The sequence below is a fragment of the Yersinia sp. SCPM-O-B-9106 (C-191) genome, from assembly GCF_026183365.1.
Classification (GTDB): domain Bacteria; phylum Pseudomonadota; class Gammaproteobacteria; order Enterobacterales; family Enterobacteriaceae; genus Yersinia; species Yersinia rochesterensis.
This window is the reverse complement of record NZ_CP110791.1, coordinates 1,369,017-1,385,364: the sequence shown is the minus strand read 5'-3', so window position 1 is coordinate 1,385,364 and position 16,348 is coordinate 1,369,017. Positions and strand designations below refer to the sequence as shown.

The window sequence follows — 16,348 nt, the reverse complement described above, 5'->3', positions numbered from 1 at the left end:
TTTTGCTTTTCAACAAAATGTTGAAAACTGCGCCCACAGTCGCCAGGAAACAATTTTTCTGGCGACAATTCATTAAAATATCTACAACCCTAATGCATACTTCAACGCGTGCTCTTTAAGTTTACCGGCGCGTTGAGCTGCCATCAGTGCCAAATTACGCGCAAATTTCACGGCGGGTAAATCATTACTAAATGCAGTGTAAAACACATCCATCCCACTTTGCATAATCAGATTATCGGTACGGCGACGGCGCTGATAACGTAATAACACCGGCTCACTGTGCCAAGATTCAGCCTGTTCGCGGGCCTGATTCAATACCTCCAGCAAAGCATCCACATCCCGATATCCCAGATTAACCCCCTGCCCGGCCAACGGATTAATGGTATGAGCTGCATCGCCCAATAATACTAACCCCGGCTGCACATATTGCTGCGCATGGCGGCGAACCAAGGGGAAAGAACCTGCAGCAATGGCCTTAACGGCCCCCAGACGGGACGGAAAAGCTGCGGTAATTTCTTGATTCAATTGTGCCATCGGCATCATTTGAAGCTGCCGAATGCGCTGCGGGCTGTCGTACCAAACCAATGATGCCCAGTTATCAAACAAAGGTAGGAATGCTCTTGGACCAGAAGGGAAAAACTGCTGCCAGGTGGTGTCTTGCTGAGCAGTATCGGTCTCGACAGTAATTAACATACAGGACTGCCGATATTGCCAACCACTGGTGCCAATTCCGGCTAAACGACGCACCAAAGAATTGGCTCCATCCGCGCCTATCACTAAATGGCCCTGTATCTCTTGCTGCGCATCTAAGGTAATTTTCCAGTAGTCTTCTACTCTGACCATCGTTTGCAGCCGTGATGGGCACAGTAACGTCAAATTGGGGCATTCTGCCATCTGTTGCCATAGCGCCAACTGTAAAACCCGGTTCTCGACCATAAAACCTAATTCAGGTAAAGACAGCGAGGCCGCATCAAAGACGACTTGAGAACCCGGCTGTTCCCATGTCTCCAGCCGGCGATAAGGCGCATAGCGCATCTGCTGCACCGGTGACCAGGCCCCAAGCTGTTTAAGCAAAGACACCGACGTGCATCCAATCGCAGAAACTCGCAAATCCGGAGCACTTTCAGCTTCAAATGGCAGCGGAGCCTCATGCTCCAGTAACGCCACTGACCAGCCAGTTTGTGCTAACCCAAGTGCGGCGGCAGCCCCAACCATACCGCCACCCACGACCACAACATCATAATTTGGTTGCGATTTATCCATTTTGGCTATTCTTCAAAGTTAAAATAATACCTGCATTTTGTCTGCATGCAGTGTACCGGATTTTTCATCACTCCACAGAATAAGTAAGCCGTTATGCGGTGGTCATCGCAACTGCAAATGACTACAATAGCCCCATAATCATGGAGCCTTTGTGCTACCCACTATTCTATGACGGCACACAGCCCAGAGCACTGCGCCGAACGCGATGTGACTTTTAAGATGAATTCTTGGCGGTAGATAGACAATGACAAAAAAACTACACATCAAAACTTGGGGCTGCCAGATGAACGAATATGATTCATCTAAAATGGCTGATTTACTGGCCAGTACCCATGGTTACCAGTTGACAGATATCCCGGAAGAAGCGGATTTATTGCTGCTCAACACTTGCTCCATTCGCGAAAAAGCCCAAGAAAAAGTGTTTAGCTTGCTAGGCCACTGGAAACTGCTAAAAGAAAAAAATCCGGAACTCATTATCGGTGTGGGCGGTTGTGTCGCATCACAAGAAGGTGAGCATCTGCGCCAGCGCGCCCCTTGTGTTGATGTGATTTTTGGGCCACAAACTCTGCACCGCTTGCCGGAAATGATTAACCACGTAAAAGGTACTCATAGCCCAGTGGTGGATATCAGTTTTCCAGAAATTGAAAAATTTGACCGTTTGCCGGAGCCGCGCGCTGATGGCCCTACGGCCTTTGTCTCCATCATGGAAGGTTGCAATAAATACTGCACATTCTGTGTTGTACCTTACACCCGAGGTGAAGAAGTCAGCCGACCAAGTGACGATATCTTGTTTGAAATCGCACAGTTAGCAGCTCAAGGCGTACGGGAAGTGAATCTACTCGGGCAGAATGTAAATGCTTATCGTGGCGCCACTTATGACGGCGATATCTGTAGTTTTGCCGAGCTATTGCGGCTAGTTGCCGCTATTGATGGTATTGATAGAGTGCGTTTCACCACCAGCCATCCGATTGAATTTACTGATGATATCATTGATGTTTATCGAGATACGCCCGAGCTGGTGAGTTTCCTGCATCTACCGGTACAAAGTGGCTCTGACCGCATTTTGACCATGATGAAACGGGCGCATACCGCACTGGAATACAAAGCGATTATCCGCAAATTGCGTCAGGCGCGTCCTGATATCCAGATTAGCTCTGATTTTATCATTGGTTTCCCCGGTGAAACTCAGCAAGATTTTGAGCAAACCATGAAGCTGGTCGCGGATATTCGTTTTGACACCAGTTACAGCTTTATTTACTCCTCACGCCCCGGCACACCTGCGGCAGAACTCCCGGATGATGTTTCTGACGAGGAGAAAAAACAGCGATTACACATCCTACAAGAGCGCATTATTCAGCAAGCAATGGAAATTAGCCGCGAGATGGTGGGCACCGTGCAGCGCATTTTGGTGGAAGGCACATCCCGTAAAAACCTCATGGAATTGGCAGGCCGCACCGAAAATAACCGGGTGGTCAACTTTGAAGGCACTCCTGAGATGATCGGCAAATTCGTTGATGTTGAAATTGTTGATGTTTATGCCAGTTCACTCCGCGGCATGTTGGTGTGTACTGAGGACCAAATGGATCTGCGGACTCATGAGTCACCGCAATCAGTCATTGCCCGAACCCGCAAAGAAAATGAGATAGGTGTCGGCCTTTATCAGCCCTGATTTCGATTTTTCGAGCCAGCCCGCACCAGCAGGCACTGCATTGTCAGTGCCTATTTTATTTTAGCGGCGCGCTGCGCAGATTCGGATTTTTTAAGTTGCGCCATTCATGAGCCGCTATTTCAATAGGGGTCGAAGGCACGGATTCATAAGTAAACTTGCGTCAGTACCGTGCACCATGAATAATTCACAAATGACATGTATGATTGACGTATAGCCGTGATATCACACAACCAATTTTTGTGAATGATATCCCCCAGCAATGGGAGTTACAGCCAAGTTTCAAATAAACCGGCCCTAAGTGACCCAGAGGAACGCAGTGACTCAGAGAAACAGTTTGCACGTAGTGACACAAGAAATCTTGCTGGAACCCGCCGATAATCAGCGCCTGCTGAGTTTGTGCGGCCCTTTTGATGACAATATCAAGCAGTTGGAACGCCGGTTAGGTATTGAAATTAATCGTCGTGATAACCGTTTCAAATTAGTCGGTAAGAATATCTGCGTTGTTGCAGCGGCAGATATCCTGCGCCATCTGTATGTCGATACCGCTCCGATTCGTGGTGTTATCCCAGATATCACACCAGAAGATATCCACCTCGCGGTGAAGGAAAGCCGGGTGTTAGAGCAAACCGCTGATAGTGTGCCGGATTACGGGAAAGCCGTGACCATCCGCACCAAACGCGGGATGGTTAAGCCTCGCACACCAAATCAGGCACAATACATCGCCAATATTCTCGACCATGATATTACTTTCGGGATTGGCCCTGCCGGTACCGGTAAAACCTACCTGGCTGTTGCTGCAGCTGTCGATGCTTTGGAGCGCCAAAATGTACGGCGTATTTTGCTGACGCGCCCAGCGGTTGAAGCCGGTGAAAAGCTGGGTTTCTTACCCGGTGATCTCAGCCAAAAAGTCGACCCTTATCTACGCCCGCTCTATGATGCTCTGTTTGAAATGCTGGGCTTTGAGCGCGTTGAAAAACTGATTGAGCGCAATGTAATTGAAGTGGCTCCGCTGGCGTATATGCGCGGCCGCACACTGAATGACGCGTTTATCATTCTGGATGAAAGCCAAAACACGACAGTTGAACAGATGAAAATGTTCCTGACCCGCATGGGCTTCAACTCCAAAGCGGTGATTACTGGTGATGTTACGCAAACTGATTTGCCACGCCACCAGAAATCCGGCTTAAGCCATGCCATTGAAGTGTTATCAGAGGTAGAGGAATTGAGCTTTAATTTCTTCCATAGCGAAGATGTGGTGCGCCACCCAGTTGTCGCTCGCGTCGTCATTGCCTATGAAGCTTGGGAAGCCGCAGAACAAAAACGTAAAGATGTGATTGCCGAACAACGTAAGCGGGAAACCCATACCCCGTCTGAGCAGGAGGCTCCGTGAGCCAAGTTATTCTCGATTTACAAATTGCCTGTGCCGATAGCCAGGGTTTACCGACCGAAGCCGATTTTCAACATTGGTTGGAAGCTGTATTGCCGCAATTTCAGGAAGTCTCCGAAGTCACTATCCGTGTGGTTGATGAAGCAGAAAGCCATGAGCTGAATCTGACCTATCGCGGTAAAGATAAATCGACCAATGTCTTGTCTTTTCCCTTTGAGGCCCCACCTGAGATTGAACTGCCATTACTCGGTGATTTAATCATTTGCCGTCAGGTAGTTGAACAAGAAGCAGTTGAGCAAGAGAAAGCACTACTGGCTCATTGGGCGCATATGGTTGTTCACGGCAGTCTCCATCTGCTAGGGTATGACCACATCGTTGACGATGAAGCAGAAGAAATGGAGTCGATTGAGACTGAAATAATGCAAAGTTTGGGCTACCCAGACCCGTATATTTCAGAGAAAGACCCCGAGTAACCCCGTTATACAGGGTGTATACCACCCCGTTAATTGGGGTAAAGCTGTCGGCAGTGTGTGTTTACCACTGCCGATAAAATATAATCTTACATGGGTAAACTTAACTAAAACGCCATGAGCGACGACCACTCACAAAACAATGATAGCCCCAGTCCCAAGAAAGGGTTCTTTACTCTCATCCTTAACCAGTTATTCCACGGCGAACCCAAAAACCGTGGTGATCTGGTAGAGCTTATCCGTGATTCTGAGCAAAACGATTTGATCGATCCCGATACCCGCGACATGCTGGAAGGGGTGATGGATATCGCCGAACAGCGCGTACGGGACATCATGATCCCCCGCTCTCAGATGGTCACACTAAAGCGTAATCAAACGCTGGATGAGTGTCTGGATGTGATTATTGAATCTGCTCACTCCCGCTTTCCGGTGATCAGTGAAGATAAAGATCACATCGAAGGTATCCTAATGGCCAAGGATTTGCTGCCGTTTATGCGCACAGATTCCGAGCCATTCAGTATTGATAAAGTCTTACGGACGGCGGTTGTAGTGCCGGAAAGTAAGCGTGTCGATCGGATGCTGAAAGAGTTCCGCTCCCAACGCTATCATATGGCTATTGTCATTGATGAGTTTGGTGGCGTTTCAGGCCTGGTGACCATTGAAGATATTCTTGAGCTGATCGTTGGCGAAATAGAAGATGAGTATGACGATGAAGAAGATAGAGATGTTCGTCAACTCAGTCGGCACACATACACGATTCGTGCGCTGACACCCATTGAAGATTTCAATGAAGTCTTCAACACCCATTTCAGCGACGATGAAGTGGACACTATTGGTGGTTTGGTGATGCAGGCGTTTGGTCATTTACCTGCCCGCGGTGAAACCATTGAAATTGAAGGTTACTTATTTAAAGTTGCCATGGCAGATAGCCGACGTATTATTCAGGTTCATGTGAAAATCCCGGATGATGCTCCGCAACCAAAACTGGAAGAATAAATCCTCGATGCCTATCGCTTCACTCCTTCAACGCCAGTGGGTTCGCGCCCTACTGGCGCTATTTTTTGGCGCCTGCGGTACGCTGGCCTATTCACCATTTGATAGTTGGCCCGCAGCCATTGTTTCACTGTTTGGTTTACTCAGCCTGACATTGAATCGCAGCACCAAACAAGCCGCTTTTATCGGCTTTTGTTGGGGTATGGGGCTGTTTGGCACTGGCGTTAACTGGGTTTATGTCAGTATCTCTGAATTTGGCGGCATGCCGACGGCCATCAATATCTTCCTGGTGGTATTGCTGGCGGCGTATCTTTCGCTCTATACCATGCTGTTTGCCGGTGTATTAGCCCGCATATGCCCGAAGGCGACTTGGTGGAGACTGGCGATTGCGGCCCCCGTGGTGTGGCAGTTGACTGAATTCTTGCGCGGTTGGGTATTAACTGGCTTCCCATGGCTACAATTTGGTTATAGCCAAATCAATGGCCCACTACGCGGTATTGCCCCCATTCTTGGCGTCGATGGCATCACTTTCATGCTGATGTCGATCAGCGGATTACTGGTTTACGCCTGTTATCAACGCCGGATAACTGCGGCAATTATTGCAGTAGCCATGTTATTACTGCCGTGGCCGCTGCGCCAATTACATTGGTTCACACCGGAACCTGAACGCGCGGTTAATGTGGCGATGGTGCAAGGTAATATTGCTCAGTCAATGAAGTGGGACCCTAAAGTCCTGCTCTCGACCCTGCAAGTCTATCTGGATGAGACCCGCCCATTTATGGGTAAAGCTCCCATTATCATCTGGCCAGAATCTGCCATTCCTGATATTGAAACTGATCAAACCGGCTTCCTGACGATGGTTGATGACCTAATGCGGGCCAATCACAGCAGCTTGATCACCGGGATTGTAGATGCACAGCGCCGGCCGGAGGGTAATGGTTACCACTTCTTCAACAGTATCATTGTGTTAGGCGATAAAGAACCCTACCAATATCCGACCCGTAATCGCTATAGCAAACACCACTTGGTACCCTTTGGTGAGTTTGTGCCGCTTGAGTCCCTGCTGCGCCCACTGGCACCGCTGTTTGATTTACCTATGTCGACATTCAGCCGCGGCGATTATGTGCAGCCACAGTTAAATGTGGCCGGGTTTAACCTGACTGCCGCTATTTGTTATGAAATCGTCTTGGGCCAACAGGTTCGAGATAACTTCAGGCCGGATACCAACTTCTTGCTAACGGTCTCTAATGATGCATGGTTTGGTCACTCTATCGGGCCATGGCAGCATTTCCAAATGGCACGCATGCGCGCCCTCGAATTAGGTCGCCCTCTGTTGCGCAGTACCAATAATGGTATTACGGCGGCAGTTGGCCCAAGCGGTGAAGTCTTGGCACAAATTCCACAGTTCACCCAGCAAGTCCTGGAAGTTAAAGTCACGCCAACGATCGGCATGACCCCTTATGCCCGCTTTGGCTCGTGGCCAATGTGGATTATCACCTTGGTACTGGCGGCATTGACGTTATATCGTGCTGTCCGCTGTCGCCCTGACAAAAATAAACCAAAGTAACCTGAGCGCCTTATGTCATTGAAACCTGAATATATCCTCACGACTGAAGCACAATTAAGTGAGCATTACGCCTCGCCCAATCAGAACGTGTTGAAAAAACAAATAGATCACATTGATGATTATGCCAAAAAGCTGATTGCCGCCGCACCTTTCGCGGTGTTGGGGACTCTGGGCGCTAATGGAATAGACTGTTCGCCCAAAGGCGGGGATGCGGGTTTTATTCATGTGCAGGATAGCAAAACACTGATGTTGCCAGACAGGGCGGGCAATAACCGCCTGGATGGTATTCGTAATTTGCTGCATAACCCATTTATCGGCATCTTGTTCTTGATCCCCGGTTGGACTGAAGGTTTCCGGGTGAATGGCCGGGCAAAAATATCCATCGACCCACAACTGTGTGAGCGTTTTAGCCAAAACGGCCACCCCGCTCGCAGCGTGTTAGTGATTGAAGTCGATGAAGTATTTATCCACTGTGGCCGCGCAATCACCTTTGCTGACTTGTGGAACCCAGAGAAACATGTAGAGAAAGAAAACGTTCCAACAGCGCTGGAAGTTTTTAAAGCTCATTTGGCTATCAATAATCATCAATTAAGTTAGTCATCAATTAAGCTAACCTGCTGTTAAAATGAGGCAATACTTAAGCTAATTGATAGTATTTCATGATTGGCTACAGGTTAATTAACTCATCTCCCCCAGATAATTTTTCTTAGCCCTGATAAACAGGGCTATTTATCCGCACGACTTTCCCTCGACTGGCACAGACCTTGCATCGTTTCTAATCAAATAGTGTTAGTTATTTCCTCATATCTAGCTTGTATTCAGCCATCAAAGGGGATTCCCTCAGTGAATCGGCGAAGGTCAGTTTCGAATGAAGAAATAGCAGTTATTCGCCCGCACATTTATGGGGCGCATCACGCACCCTAATAGTGCGGCACTGTTTTACTGCCTCTATTTGGTGCGATTTGCGTCCCAAAAAACAAACATTTATTCATCATTTGCATAACAATTTGCTATTTTTTAAAGATAATCTGATACAAGTAACAATGAAAATAGCGGGTTGACCAACAAATATCTTTGGTTATGCAAGCACCAAAAAATAAGACGATTTTTGGATATTTCTTGTTTTTAACATGACTACATTTTAAGTATCACAACATCGAGTTAGAAAATATTAAGTAAAAAACAACATTAGAGGAGTTGGACCATGCATATGCGTAAATTGGCGTTAGCGCTACTGTTAGCTGGGATGGCAAGTGGTGTAGCCCAAGCAGAAGAAGCAGTAAAGGCAGATGCTTCTGCTGACACACTGAAGAAGATCAAAGATAACGGCGTTATCGTGGTCGGCCACCGTGAGTCTTCCGTTCCATTCTCTTATTATGATAATCAACAGAAAGTGGTTGGTTATTCACAAGATTATTCCAACTTGATCGTCGATGCGATCAAGAAAAAACTTAATGCACCCGACCTGCAAGTGAAACTCATCCCCATTACTTCGCAGAACCGCATTCCGTTACTGCAAAATGGAACCTTTGATTTCGAGTGTGGTTCCACCACGAATAACCTCGAGCGTCAGCAACAAGCCGCATTTTCTAACACCATTTTTGTTGTCGGTACCCGTTTACTGACCAAAAAAGGTTCTGAAATCAAAGATTTCAAAGAGTTAGCTGGAAAACCTGTGGTCGTGACATCGGGCACCACCTCTGAAGTCTTGCTCAATAAATTGAATGAAAAAGACAACATGAATATGCGCATCATCAGCGCCAAAGACCACGGTGACTCTTTCCGTACCTTGGAAAGTGGTCGCGCAGTGGCCTTTATGATGGATGATGCTTTGTTGGCTGGCGAGCGAGCAAAAGCCAAGAAACCGGATCAATGGGACATCGTCGGTACTCCGCAATCTCAGGAAGCTTACGGCTGTATGTTGCGTAAAAACGACCCAGCCTTTAAAGCTCTGCTGGATGAAACCATTGCCACCGCACAAACCTCTGGTGTGGCTGAAAAGTCCTTTGATCGCTGGTTCAAAAACCCAATTCCACCTAAAAATCTTAACCTTCATTTCTCACTGTCTGATGAAATGAAGGTGCTGTTCAAAGCCCCTAACGATAAAGCATTGAACTAACAATAATAATCAGGGTGGGCGATGCCTACCCTACAGATTGATGATGAACCGATGGGATACAGGAAATGAATGCGGGGTGGCCGTTCCCCACTCCGCATTTTTTTGTTAACCCTCGGGAAGCCGCAACGCATTGGATCATCAGTCATCAGGGTGGCTTATCCATCCTTTTAAGGGAGTTTGTTATGTCAATAGACTGGAACTGGGGCATTTTCTTGCAACCTGCCCCTTTCGGTAATACCACCTATTTCGGCTGGATTTGGTCCGGCTTTCAGGTCACTGTCGCATTATCATTGTGCGCTTGGGTTATCGCTTTCTTCGTAGGTTCATTATTTGGGATTTTAAGAACAGTTCCCAACCGCATTCTGTCTACCATAGGGGCCACTTACGTCGAGCTGTTCCGTAATGTGCCGCTTATTGTGCAATTCTTTACCTGGTATCTGGTGGTCCCTGAGCTTTTACCGGCCAATCTTGGCATGTGGTTCAAAAGTGAGTTAGATCCGAATATCCAGTTCTTCCTTTCATCAATGATGTGTCTGGGTTTATTTACCGCCGCTCGTGTTTGTGAACAGGTACGTGCCGGGATTCAATCACTGCCTCGAGGTCAAAAAGCGGCGGGTTTGGCGATGGGGTTAACTCTGCCGCAAACTTACCGCTATGTTTTATTGCCCAATGCCTATCGGGTCATTATTCCCCCGATGACCTCAGAAATGCTCAATTTGGTTAAAAACTCAGCGATTGCATCAACAATCGGGCTGGTGGATATGGCGGCACAAGCAGGGAAATTGCTGGATTACTCAGCTCACGCCTATGAGTCGTTTACTGCCATCACCCTTGGTTATGTATTGATCAACGCTATCATCATGTTGTTGATGCGATTAGTTGAAAAGAAAGTGCAGTTGCCCGGCAATCTGGGGAGTAAATAATGTACGAATTTGATTGGAGTTCCATCGCCCCCAGCCTACCATATCTGCTGCAAGGTTTGGCCGTTACCGCCAAAATAACCCTTATCGCCATTGTCTTTGGGATTATCTGGGGCACGATTCTGGCCGTGATGCGGCTGTCGCCGATTAAAGCCATCCGTTGGTTTGCCACCGCCTATGTCAACGTGTTCCGCTCTATTCCTTTGGTGATGGTGCTGCTGTGGTTTTATCTGGTGGTTCCGAGCTTATTACAAAATGTGCTGGGCTTATCACCAAAAACTGATATTCGCTTAATCTCTGCCATGGTAGCCTTTTCATTATTTGAAGCGGCTTATTACTCAGAAATTATCCGTGCCGGGATCCAAAGCATCTCTCGTGGGCAATCCTCTGCAGCTCTGGCGTTGGGCATGACCCAAGGTCAGTCAATGAGACTGGTTATTCTGCCCCAGGCTTTCCGCGCCATGGTGCCATTGCTGTTAACCCAAGGGATTGTATTATTTCAGGATACATCGCTGGTATATGTCCTTAGTCTGGCGGATTTCTTCCGCACCGCGACCACTATTGGCGAGCGGGACGGGACTCAGGTCGAAATGGTGCTGTTTGCCGGTTTGGTGTATTTCGTTATCAGTTTTTCCGCGTCGATGCTGGTTAACTATTTGAAGAAAAGGACTGTTTGATGATTTCCCTGAAAAATGTTTCTAAGTGGTACGGCCACTTTCAGGTGCTGGCTGACTGCACCACCGAAGTAAAAAAAGGCGAGGTCGTGGTGGTCTGCGGCCCTTCTGGCTCAGGTAAATCGACCTTAATCAAAACTGTTAATGGGCTGGAACCAATTCAAAAAGGAAACATTACAGTAAATGGTATTGCTGTGAATGATAAGGGCACCAACTTGGCGCAATTACGCTCCAAAGTCGGCATGGTGTTCCAGCATTTTGAACTGTTCCCACACTTGTCTATCATTGAAAACCTGACACTGGCACAAGTCAAAGTGCTCAAACGCGATAAAACAGAAGCGCGGGAAAAAGGACTAAAATTGTTAGAGCGTGTCGGTCTTACCACCCACGCAGATAAATTCCCCTCTCAGTTATCTGGTGGCCAGCAACAGCGTGTGGCGATTGCCCGCGCACTGTGTATGGACCCTATCGCCATGTTGTTTGACGAACCGACTTCAGCCCTTGACCCAGAAATGATCAACGAGGTGCTGGATGTGATGGTCAAACTGGCGCTAGAGGGCATGACCATGATGGTAGTGACCCACGAAATGGGCTTCGCCCGTAAAGTCGCTAACCGGGTTATTTTCATGGATGAAGGGAAAATCGTCGAAGACAGTAACAAAGATGATTTCTTTAACAATCCTAAATCTGACCGTGCCAAAGACTTCCTGGCGAAAATCCTGCATTAACCGCCCTCCTCCCCTGCGCCGGTGGGGGAGGAAATTTGCTCTGGTTCTCTTTTTACACCCGCCGAGATTGCTTATCCATTTTATTGTGCGCATCCTCCAAAGAATGCTGCCACTAAAAGAGGAAAAGTGATGTCCCGCTCTATTATCATTGATTGCGATCCCGGCCATGACGATGCTATTGCGCTGATTTTGGCTCTGACCTCCCCCGAACTGAATGTACAAGCCGTGACCACCTGTGCTGGCAACCAAACCCCTGATAAGACTTTGCGCAATGCGCTGCGGATTTTAACATTACTTGAGCGCCAGGATATTCCGGTGGCTGGGGGGGCATTGAAGCCGCTACTGCGCGAACTGATTATTGCTAACAATGTTCACGGTGAAAGTGGTTTAGATGGCCCATCGCTACCTGATCCGGGCTTCGCGCCACAAGCTGAGAATGCCGTGGAACTAATGGCGAGAATATTGCGTGACAGCCCTCACCCCGTGACCTTGGTGGCAACCGGCCCGCTGACTAACGTCGCTTTGTTACTGGCTGGCCATGGTGCTCTGGCGGCCAAAATAGACCGCATCGTTATCATGGGCGGGGCGGTGATGTTAGGAAACTGGACGCCTGCGGCTGAATTTAACATTTTTGTTGACCCCGAAGCAGCTGATCGTGTCTTTAAATCGGACATCCCCATTACCATGGCGGGGTTGGATGTCACTCATCAAGCACAAGTGATGGATGAGGACATTGACAGAATTCGTCAGTTGAATAATCCAATCGCCGAGGTAGTTGCGGACTTATTGGATTTCTTTATGTTGTATCACCGACAAGAGCGCTGGGGTTTTCAAGGTGCGCCATTGCATGATCCTTGCACCATCGCCTGGTTATTGGCACCGGAATTATTCACCAGTATTGAACGTTGGGTCGGTATCGAAACCCGTGGTGAATATACCCAAGGGATGACAGTGGTTGATTATTACCAACTCACTGACAATAAACCTAATGCAGAAGTTCTGATGGGCATTGATCGAAAAGGATTTATTGATTTACTGGTCGAACGTATTGCTCGCTACGGCAAATAAGCTTTTGACACTCCGCCAGCGCGGAGTGTCTCTTTTAGCCTAAATCAGCTTTAGGGCTGGAAAGGCCGGCGATTAAATTGGTCATGACCACATTTAGGGCAAAGCGGCAACACTTCTGGGGTATAGAAAGCCAGGTGATAATGGCATTTTTCACAGACCAGGTTCCCCAGCCCGACCACCTCGCCACTGTGATAAACCCCATGGTGGCTGACATCTTTGAACACCTCACGCCACTCCAACTGTGTTTTGTCGGTGATATCAGCCAGCTCCTGCCATAAACTTTCTTTAATAACTCGCATAAATACGCTATCAGTAAATTCATCCTTACTCTCTTCATAGCTACGAGCAAATTCCTCCAGATCTCGCCGCACCGCCTGAATAATTTGCTCGACTTCACTGCGAGTTAAGTCTTCTAACGCATCTAGCCGCTGCTCAGCGCTGTCCACCAGCTTGTCGATATCACGTTCACCATTTTTCAAGCGTTCAGTCAGTGATGCCACCAACTCACGATAATATTGAGCTACCTTGTTCATACAGTCTCCTCGATCCACGGTTGTGATAAAGCAAATTGTGATAAAGCAAAAGTTGTGACAAAGAAATAGGGATAAAGTGCCTGTTTTGCTTACTTCGCTCCTGTTATCTGCGGGTACTTACTCTGATATTAAAGCTAACGTTAATAATTTTAGTCGTAAATGACTGAAGTCACGTCATCATCAGGTTGTTCTCGCGTCACTTTGATGATTTCTGCCATTCACTGCGCAGAAAATGCCTCCTGTAGGATGCAGAGTGTTGTTGCCGCTGCCGCTTATCAGCTATGCTATGCGGATCTCTCTTTATGATATGAAACAGATGATGCTACAGGCGTAGCTGTTTTTCACTATAGGACCACCGGCCGCCATGCAAGAGCAATACCGCCCAGAAGATATCGAAACGCAAGTACAGCTTCACTGGCAAGAGAAGCAAACTTTTAAAGTCACTGAAGATACCAGCAAAGAAAAATATTACTGCCTATCCATGCTGCCGTATCCGTCAGGGCGCCTACATATGGGGCACGTTCGTAACTACACCATTGGTGATGTTATCTCCCGTTACCAGCGCATGCTGGGCAAAAACGTGTTACAGCCTATCGGTTGGGATGCATTTGGCCTGCCAGCTGAAGGCGCGGCGGTCAAAAACAACACCGCACCTGCCCCTTGGACTTACGACAACATCGAATATATGAAGAACCAGTTAAAATTACTGGGCTTCGGTTATGACTGGGATCGCGAGATTGCCACCTGTAAACCTGATTATTACCGTTGGGAACAGTGGTTCTTCACCAAGTTGTATGAAAAAGGCATGGTCTACAAAAAGACCTCGGCGGTTAACTGGTGTCCACACGACTTAACTGTGTTGGCTAACGAGCAAGTGATCGACGGCTGCTGCTGGCGCTGTGATACCAAAGTTGAACGCAAAGAAATTCCACAGTGGTTTATTAAAATCACCGATTACGCTGACCAATTGCTTAATGACCTGGACACGCTGGAAAGCTGGCCAGAACAAGTTAAGACCATGCAACGTAACTGGATTGGCCGCTCTGAAGGGGTTGATATCGTTTTCGATGTCGCCGACAGCGAAGAGAAATTCTCCGTCTACACCACTCGCCCAGACACCTTTATGGGTGTGACCTACCTGGCGGTTGCTGCGGGCCATCCATTGTCATTGCAAGCCGCGGCCACCAACCCGGCACTGGCTGATTTTGTTGCTGAATGCCGTAACACCAAAGTTGCCGAAGCTGAAATGGCCACGATGGAGAAAAAAGGCATGGCAACCGGCCTGTATGCCATCCATCCACTGACGGGTGAAAAACTGCCTATCTGGGCGGCTAACTTTGTCTTGATGGATTACGGCACCGGTGCAGTCATGGCGGTTCCAGGCCACGATGCTCGTGACTGGGAATTTGCGACCAAATATAACCTGCCAATCAAGCCGGTCATTTTGGCGGCTGACGGCAGTGAGCCAGACTTGAGTCAGGAAGCGATGACCGAAAAAGGCACCCTGTTTAACTCGGGTGAGTTTGATGGTCTGAATTACGAAGATGGTTTCAATGCTATCGCCGACAAACTGGTCGCACTGGGTGTCGGTCAGCGCAAAGTCAATTACCGTCTGCGTGATTGGGGTGTTTCCCGTCAACGCTATTGGGGCGCGCCTATCCCGATGGTAACACTGGAAGACGGCACTGTAGTGCCAACACCTGAAGATCAACTGCCGGTCATCCTGCCGGAAGATGTCGTCATGGATGGTATTACCAGCCCGATAAAGGCCGATCCTGAGTGGGCTAAAACCACCGTCAATGGTATGCCTGGCCTGCGTGAAACCGATACTTTCGATACCTTTATGGAATCTTCCTGGTATTACGCGCGCTACACCTGCCCACAATATGATGAAGGGATGCTGGATCCGGCGGCGGCTAACTACTGGCTGCCAGTCGATCAATACATCGGCGGGATTGAGCATGCCATCATGCACCTGATGTATTTCCGCTTCTTCCACAAACTGCTGCGTGATGCCGGTCTGGTGAATTCAGATGAACCCGCCAAGCGCCTGTTGTGTCAGGGTATGGTGCTGGCGGATGCCTTCTACTACACCGGCACTAGCGGTGAGCGCATTTGGGTTTCTCCGGCTGATGCCATTGTTGAGCGTGATGACAAAGGCCGCATTGTTAAAGCAGCGGATGCCGAAGGCCATGAACTGGTTTATGCCGGTATGAGCAAAATGTCGAAATCGAAAAATAACGGTATCGACCCACAAATCATGGTAGAAAAATACGGTGCCGACACCGTGCGCCTGTTTATGATGTTTGCTTCACCAGCAGAAATGACGCTGGAGTGGCAGGAATCTGGTGTAGAAGGCGCTAACCGCTTCCTGAAACGCGTCTGGCGCTTGGTGTTTGACCACACCACTAAAGGGGCGGTAGCCGCACTGGATATCGCCAGCCTGACGGAAGAACAAAAATCTTTACGTCGTGAGTTGCACAAAACAATTGCCAAAGTCACTGATGACGTGGGCCGCCGTCAAACGTTCAATACCGCCATTGCTGCGGTGATGGAGTTGATGAACAAGCTGGGCCGCGCACCTCAGGAAACTGAGCAAGACCGCGCTCTGTTGCAAGAAGCATTGCTGGCAGTGGTGCGTATGCTATATCCATTCACCCCTCACGTTTGCTTCAGCTTGTGGCAAGCTCTGGGTGGCGAAGGTGATATTGATATCGCACCATGGCCAATTGCAGATGAACAAGCAATGGTCGAAGACTCTAAATTAGTGGTCATACAGGTTAATGGCAAAGTGCGGGGCCGAATTACTGTGCCTGCCGATGCCACTGAGCAGCAAGTCCGTGAGCGCGCTGGTCAAGAGCACTTGGTGGCTAAATACCTGGATGGCGTTACCGTGCGTAAAGTCATCTATGTCCCAGGCAAACTGCTTAACCTGGTTGTAGGTTAAGACAAGGAGG

Annotated in this window: 14 protein-coding genes; 12 read left to right on the top strand and 2 right to left on the bottom strand. The window is 48.4% G+C overall.

Annotated features, from left to right (window positions below):
• Window positions 1-81 precede the first annotated feature (81 nt).
• Window positions 82-1,263 (bottom strand): 3-demethoxyubiquinol 3-hydroxylase, encoded by a 1,182-nt coding sequence (ubiF, locus tag OP863_RS06350; RefSeq protein ID WP_145589759.1) that lies wholly within the window; start codon window positions 1,261-1,263, stop codon window positions 82-84.
• Window positions 1,264-1,507: 244 nt separating this feature from the next.
• On the opposite strand from ubiF, the gene miaB reads away from it, so the two are divergent.
• From miaB to rihA, 11 genes are all read left to right on the top strand, one after another.
• Window positions 1,508-2,932, top strand: a complete 1,425-nt coding sequence (miaB, locus tag OP863_RS06345; protein ID WP_265525988.1) for a tRNA (N6-isopentenyl adenosine(37)-C2)-methylthiotransferase MiaB — start codon at window positions 1,508-1,510, stop codon at window positions 2,930-2,932.
• Between the two features lie 316 nt (window positions 2,933-3,248).
• The gene (locus OP863_RS06340) at window positions 3,249-4,322 is read left to right on the top strand and encodes a PhoH family protein (RefSeq protein WP_265525987.1); all 1,074 of its coding nucleotides are present in this window, start codon (window positions 3,249-3,251) and stop codon (window positions 4,320-4,322) included.
• Entirely contained in the window at window positions 4,319-4,792 is a 474-nt protein-coding gene (gene ybeY / locus OP863_RS06335) for an rRNA maturation RNase YbeY (protein ID WP_038634758.1), read from the top strand. The genes OP863_RS06340 and ybeY overlap by 4 nt, the downstream gene beginning before the upstream one ends.
• A 114-nt stretch (window positions 4,793-4,906) precedes the next feature.
• A complete protein-coding gene (gene corC / locus OP863_RS06330; protein WP_005158416.1) occupies window positions 4,907-5,785 on the top strand; it encodes a CNNM family magnesium/cobalt transport protein CorC in 879 nt (292 codons plus the stop codon).
• Window positions 5,786-5,792: 7 nt separating this feature from the next.
• Entirely contained in the window at window positions 5,793-7,349 is a 1,557-nt protein-coding gene (gene lnt, locus OP863_RS06325; RefSeq protein ID WP_145589791.1) for an apolipoprotein N-acyltransferase, read from the top strand.
• A 12-nt stretch (window positions 7,350-7,361) separates the two neighbouring features.
• Entirely contained in the window at window positions 7,362-7,946 is a 585-nt protein-coding gene (locus OP863_RS06320; RefSeq protein WP_038634765.1) for an MSMEG_1061 family FMN-dependent PPOX-type flavoprotein, read from the top strand.
• Between the two features lie 607 nt (window positions 7,947-8,553).
• Window positions 8,554-9,468: an amino acid ABC transporter substrate-binding protein gene (locus tag OP863_RS06315; protein WP_265525986.1), complete on the top strand. Its 915-nt coding sequence runs from the start codon at window positions 8,554-8,556 to the stop codon at window positions 9,466-9,468.
• A 182-nt stretch (window positions 9,469-9,650) separates the two neighbouring features.
• Window positions 9,651-10,391, top strand: a complete 741-nt coding sequence (locus tag OP863_RS06310) for an amino acid ABC transporter permease (protein ID WP_145589762.1) — start codon at window positions 9,651-9,653, stop codon at window positions 10,389-10,391.
• Entirely contained in the window at window positions 10,391-11,065 is a 675-nt protein-coding gene (gene gltK, locus OP863_RS06305; protein ID WP_032819850.1) for a glutamate/aspartate ABC transporter permease GltK, read from the top strand. The genes OP863_RS06310 and gltK overlap by 1 nt, the downstream gene beginning before the upstream one ends.
• Window positions 11,065-11,790 carry an amino acid ABC transporter ATP-binding protein gene (locus OP863_RS06300; protein WP_004390594.1) on the top strand — a complete coding sequence of 242 codons (726 nt, stop codon included), beginning with the start codon at window positions 11,065-11,067 and terminating at the stop codon, window positions 11,788-11,790. Before gltK ends, OP863_RS06300 begins: the two co-directional genes overlap by 1 nt.
• Window positions 11,791-11,919: 129 nt before the next feature.
• A complete protein-coding gene (gene rihA, locus OP863_RS06295) occupies window positions 11,920-12,858 on the top strand; it encodes a pyrimidine-specific ribonucleoside hydrolase RihA (RefSeq protein ID WP_265525985.1) in 939 nt (312 codons plus the stop codon).
• A gap of 50 nt (window positions 12,859-12,908) precedes the next feature.
• Here the strand turns inward: rihA and OP863_RS06290 are convergent, their stop codons facing one another.
• Window positions 12,909-13,391 carry a zinc ribbon-containing protein gene (locus OP863_RS06290; protein ID WP_145589763.1) on the bottom strand — a complete coding sequence of 161 codons (483 nt, stop codon included), beginning with the start codon at window positions 13,389-13,391 and terminating at the stop codon, window positions 12,909-12,911.
• A gap of 364 nt (window positions 13,392-13,755) precedes the next feature.
• Here OP863_RS06290 and leuS point away from each other — a divergent pair, with 364 nt between their 5' ends.
• Complete coding sequence (leuS, locus tag OP863_RS06285; protein ID WP_145591815.1) at window positions 13,756-16,338, top strand: leucine--tRNA ligase; 2,583 nt, start codon at window positions 13,756-13,758, stop codon at window positions 16,336-16,338.
• Window positions 16,339-16,348 lie beyond the last annotated feature (10 nt).

Excerpts from the sequence above, each read along its gene's own strand:
- ubiF (WP_145589759.1), bottom strand. The coding sequence starts at position 1,263 with ATGGATAAATCGCAACCAAATTATGATGTTGTGGTCGTGGGTGGCGGT.
- miaB (WP_265525988.1), top strand. The coding sequence starts at position 1,508 with ATGACAAAAAAACTACACATCAAAACTTGGGGCTGCCAGATGAACGAA.
- corC (WP_005158416.1), top strand. The coding sequence starts at position 4,907 with ATGAGCGACGACCACTCACAAAACAATGATAGCCCCAGTCCCAAGAAA.
- lnt (WP_145589791.1), top strand. The coding sequence starts at position 5,793 with ATGCCTATCGCTTCACTCCTTCAACGCCAGTGGGTTCGCGCCCTACTG.
- OP863_RS06320 (WP_038634765.1), top strand. The coding sequence starts at position 7,362 with ATGTCATTGAAACCTGAATATATCCTCACGACTGAAGCACAATTAAGT.
- OP863_RS06315 (WP_265525986.1), top strand. The coding sequence starts at position 8,554 with ATGCATATGCGTAAATTGGCGTTAGCGCTACTGTTAGCTGGGATGGCA.
- OP863_RS06310 (WP_145589762.1), top strand. The coding sequence starts at position 9,651 with ATGTCAATAGACTGGAACTGGGGCATTTTCTTGCAACCTGCCCCTTTC.
- gltK (WP_032819850.1), top strand. The coding sequence starts at position 10,391 with ATGTACGAATTTGATTGGAGTTCCATCGCCCCCAGCCTACCATATCTG.
- OP863_RS06300 (WP_004390594.1), top strand. The coding sequence starts at position 11,065 with ATGATTTCCCTGAAAAATGTTTCTAAGTGGTACGGCCACTTTCAGGTG.
- rihA (WP_265525985.1), top strand. The coding sequence starts at position 11,920 with ATGTCCCGCTCTATTATCATTGATTGCGATCCCGGCCATGACGATGCT.
- OP863_RS06290 (WP_145589763.1), bottom strand. The coding sequence starts at position 13,391 with ATGAACAAGGTAGCTCAATATTATCGTGAGTTGGTGGCATCACTGACT.
- leuS (WP_145591815.1), top strand. The coding sequence starts at position 13,756 with ATGCAAGAGCAATACCGCCCAGAAGATATCGAAACGCAAGTACAGCTT.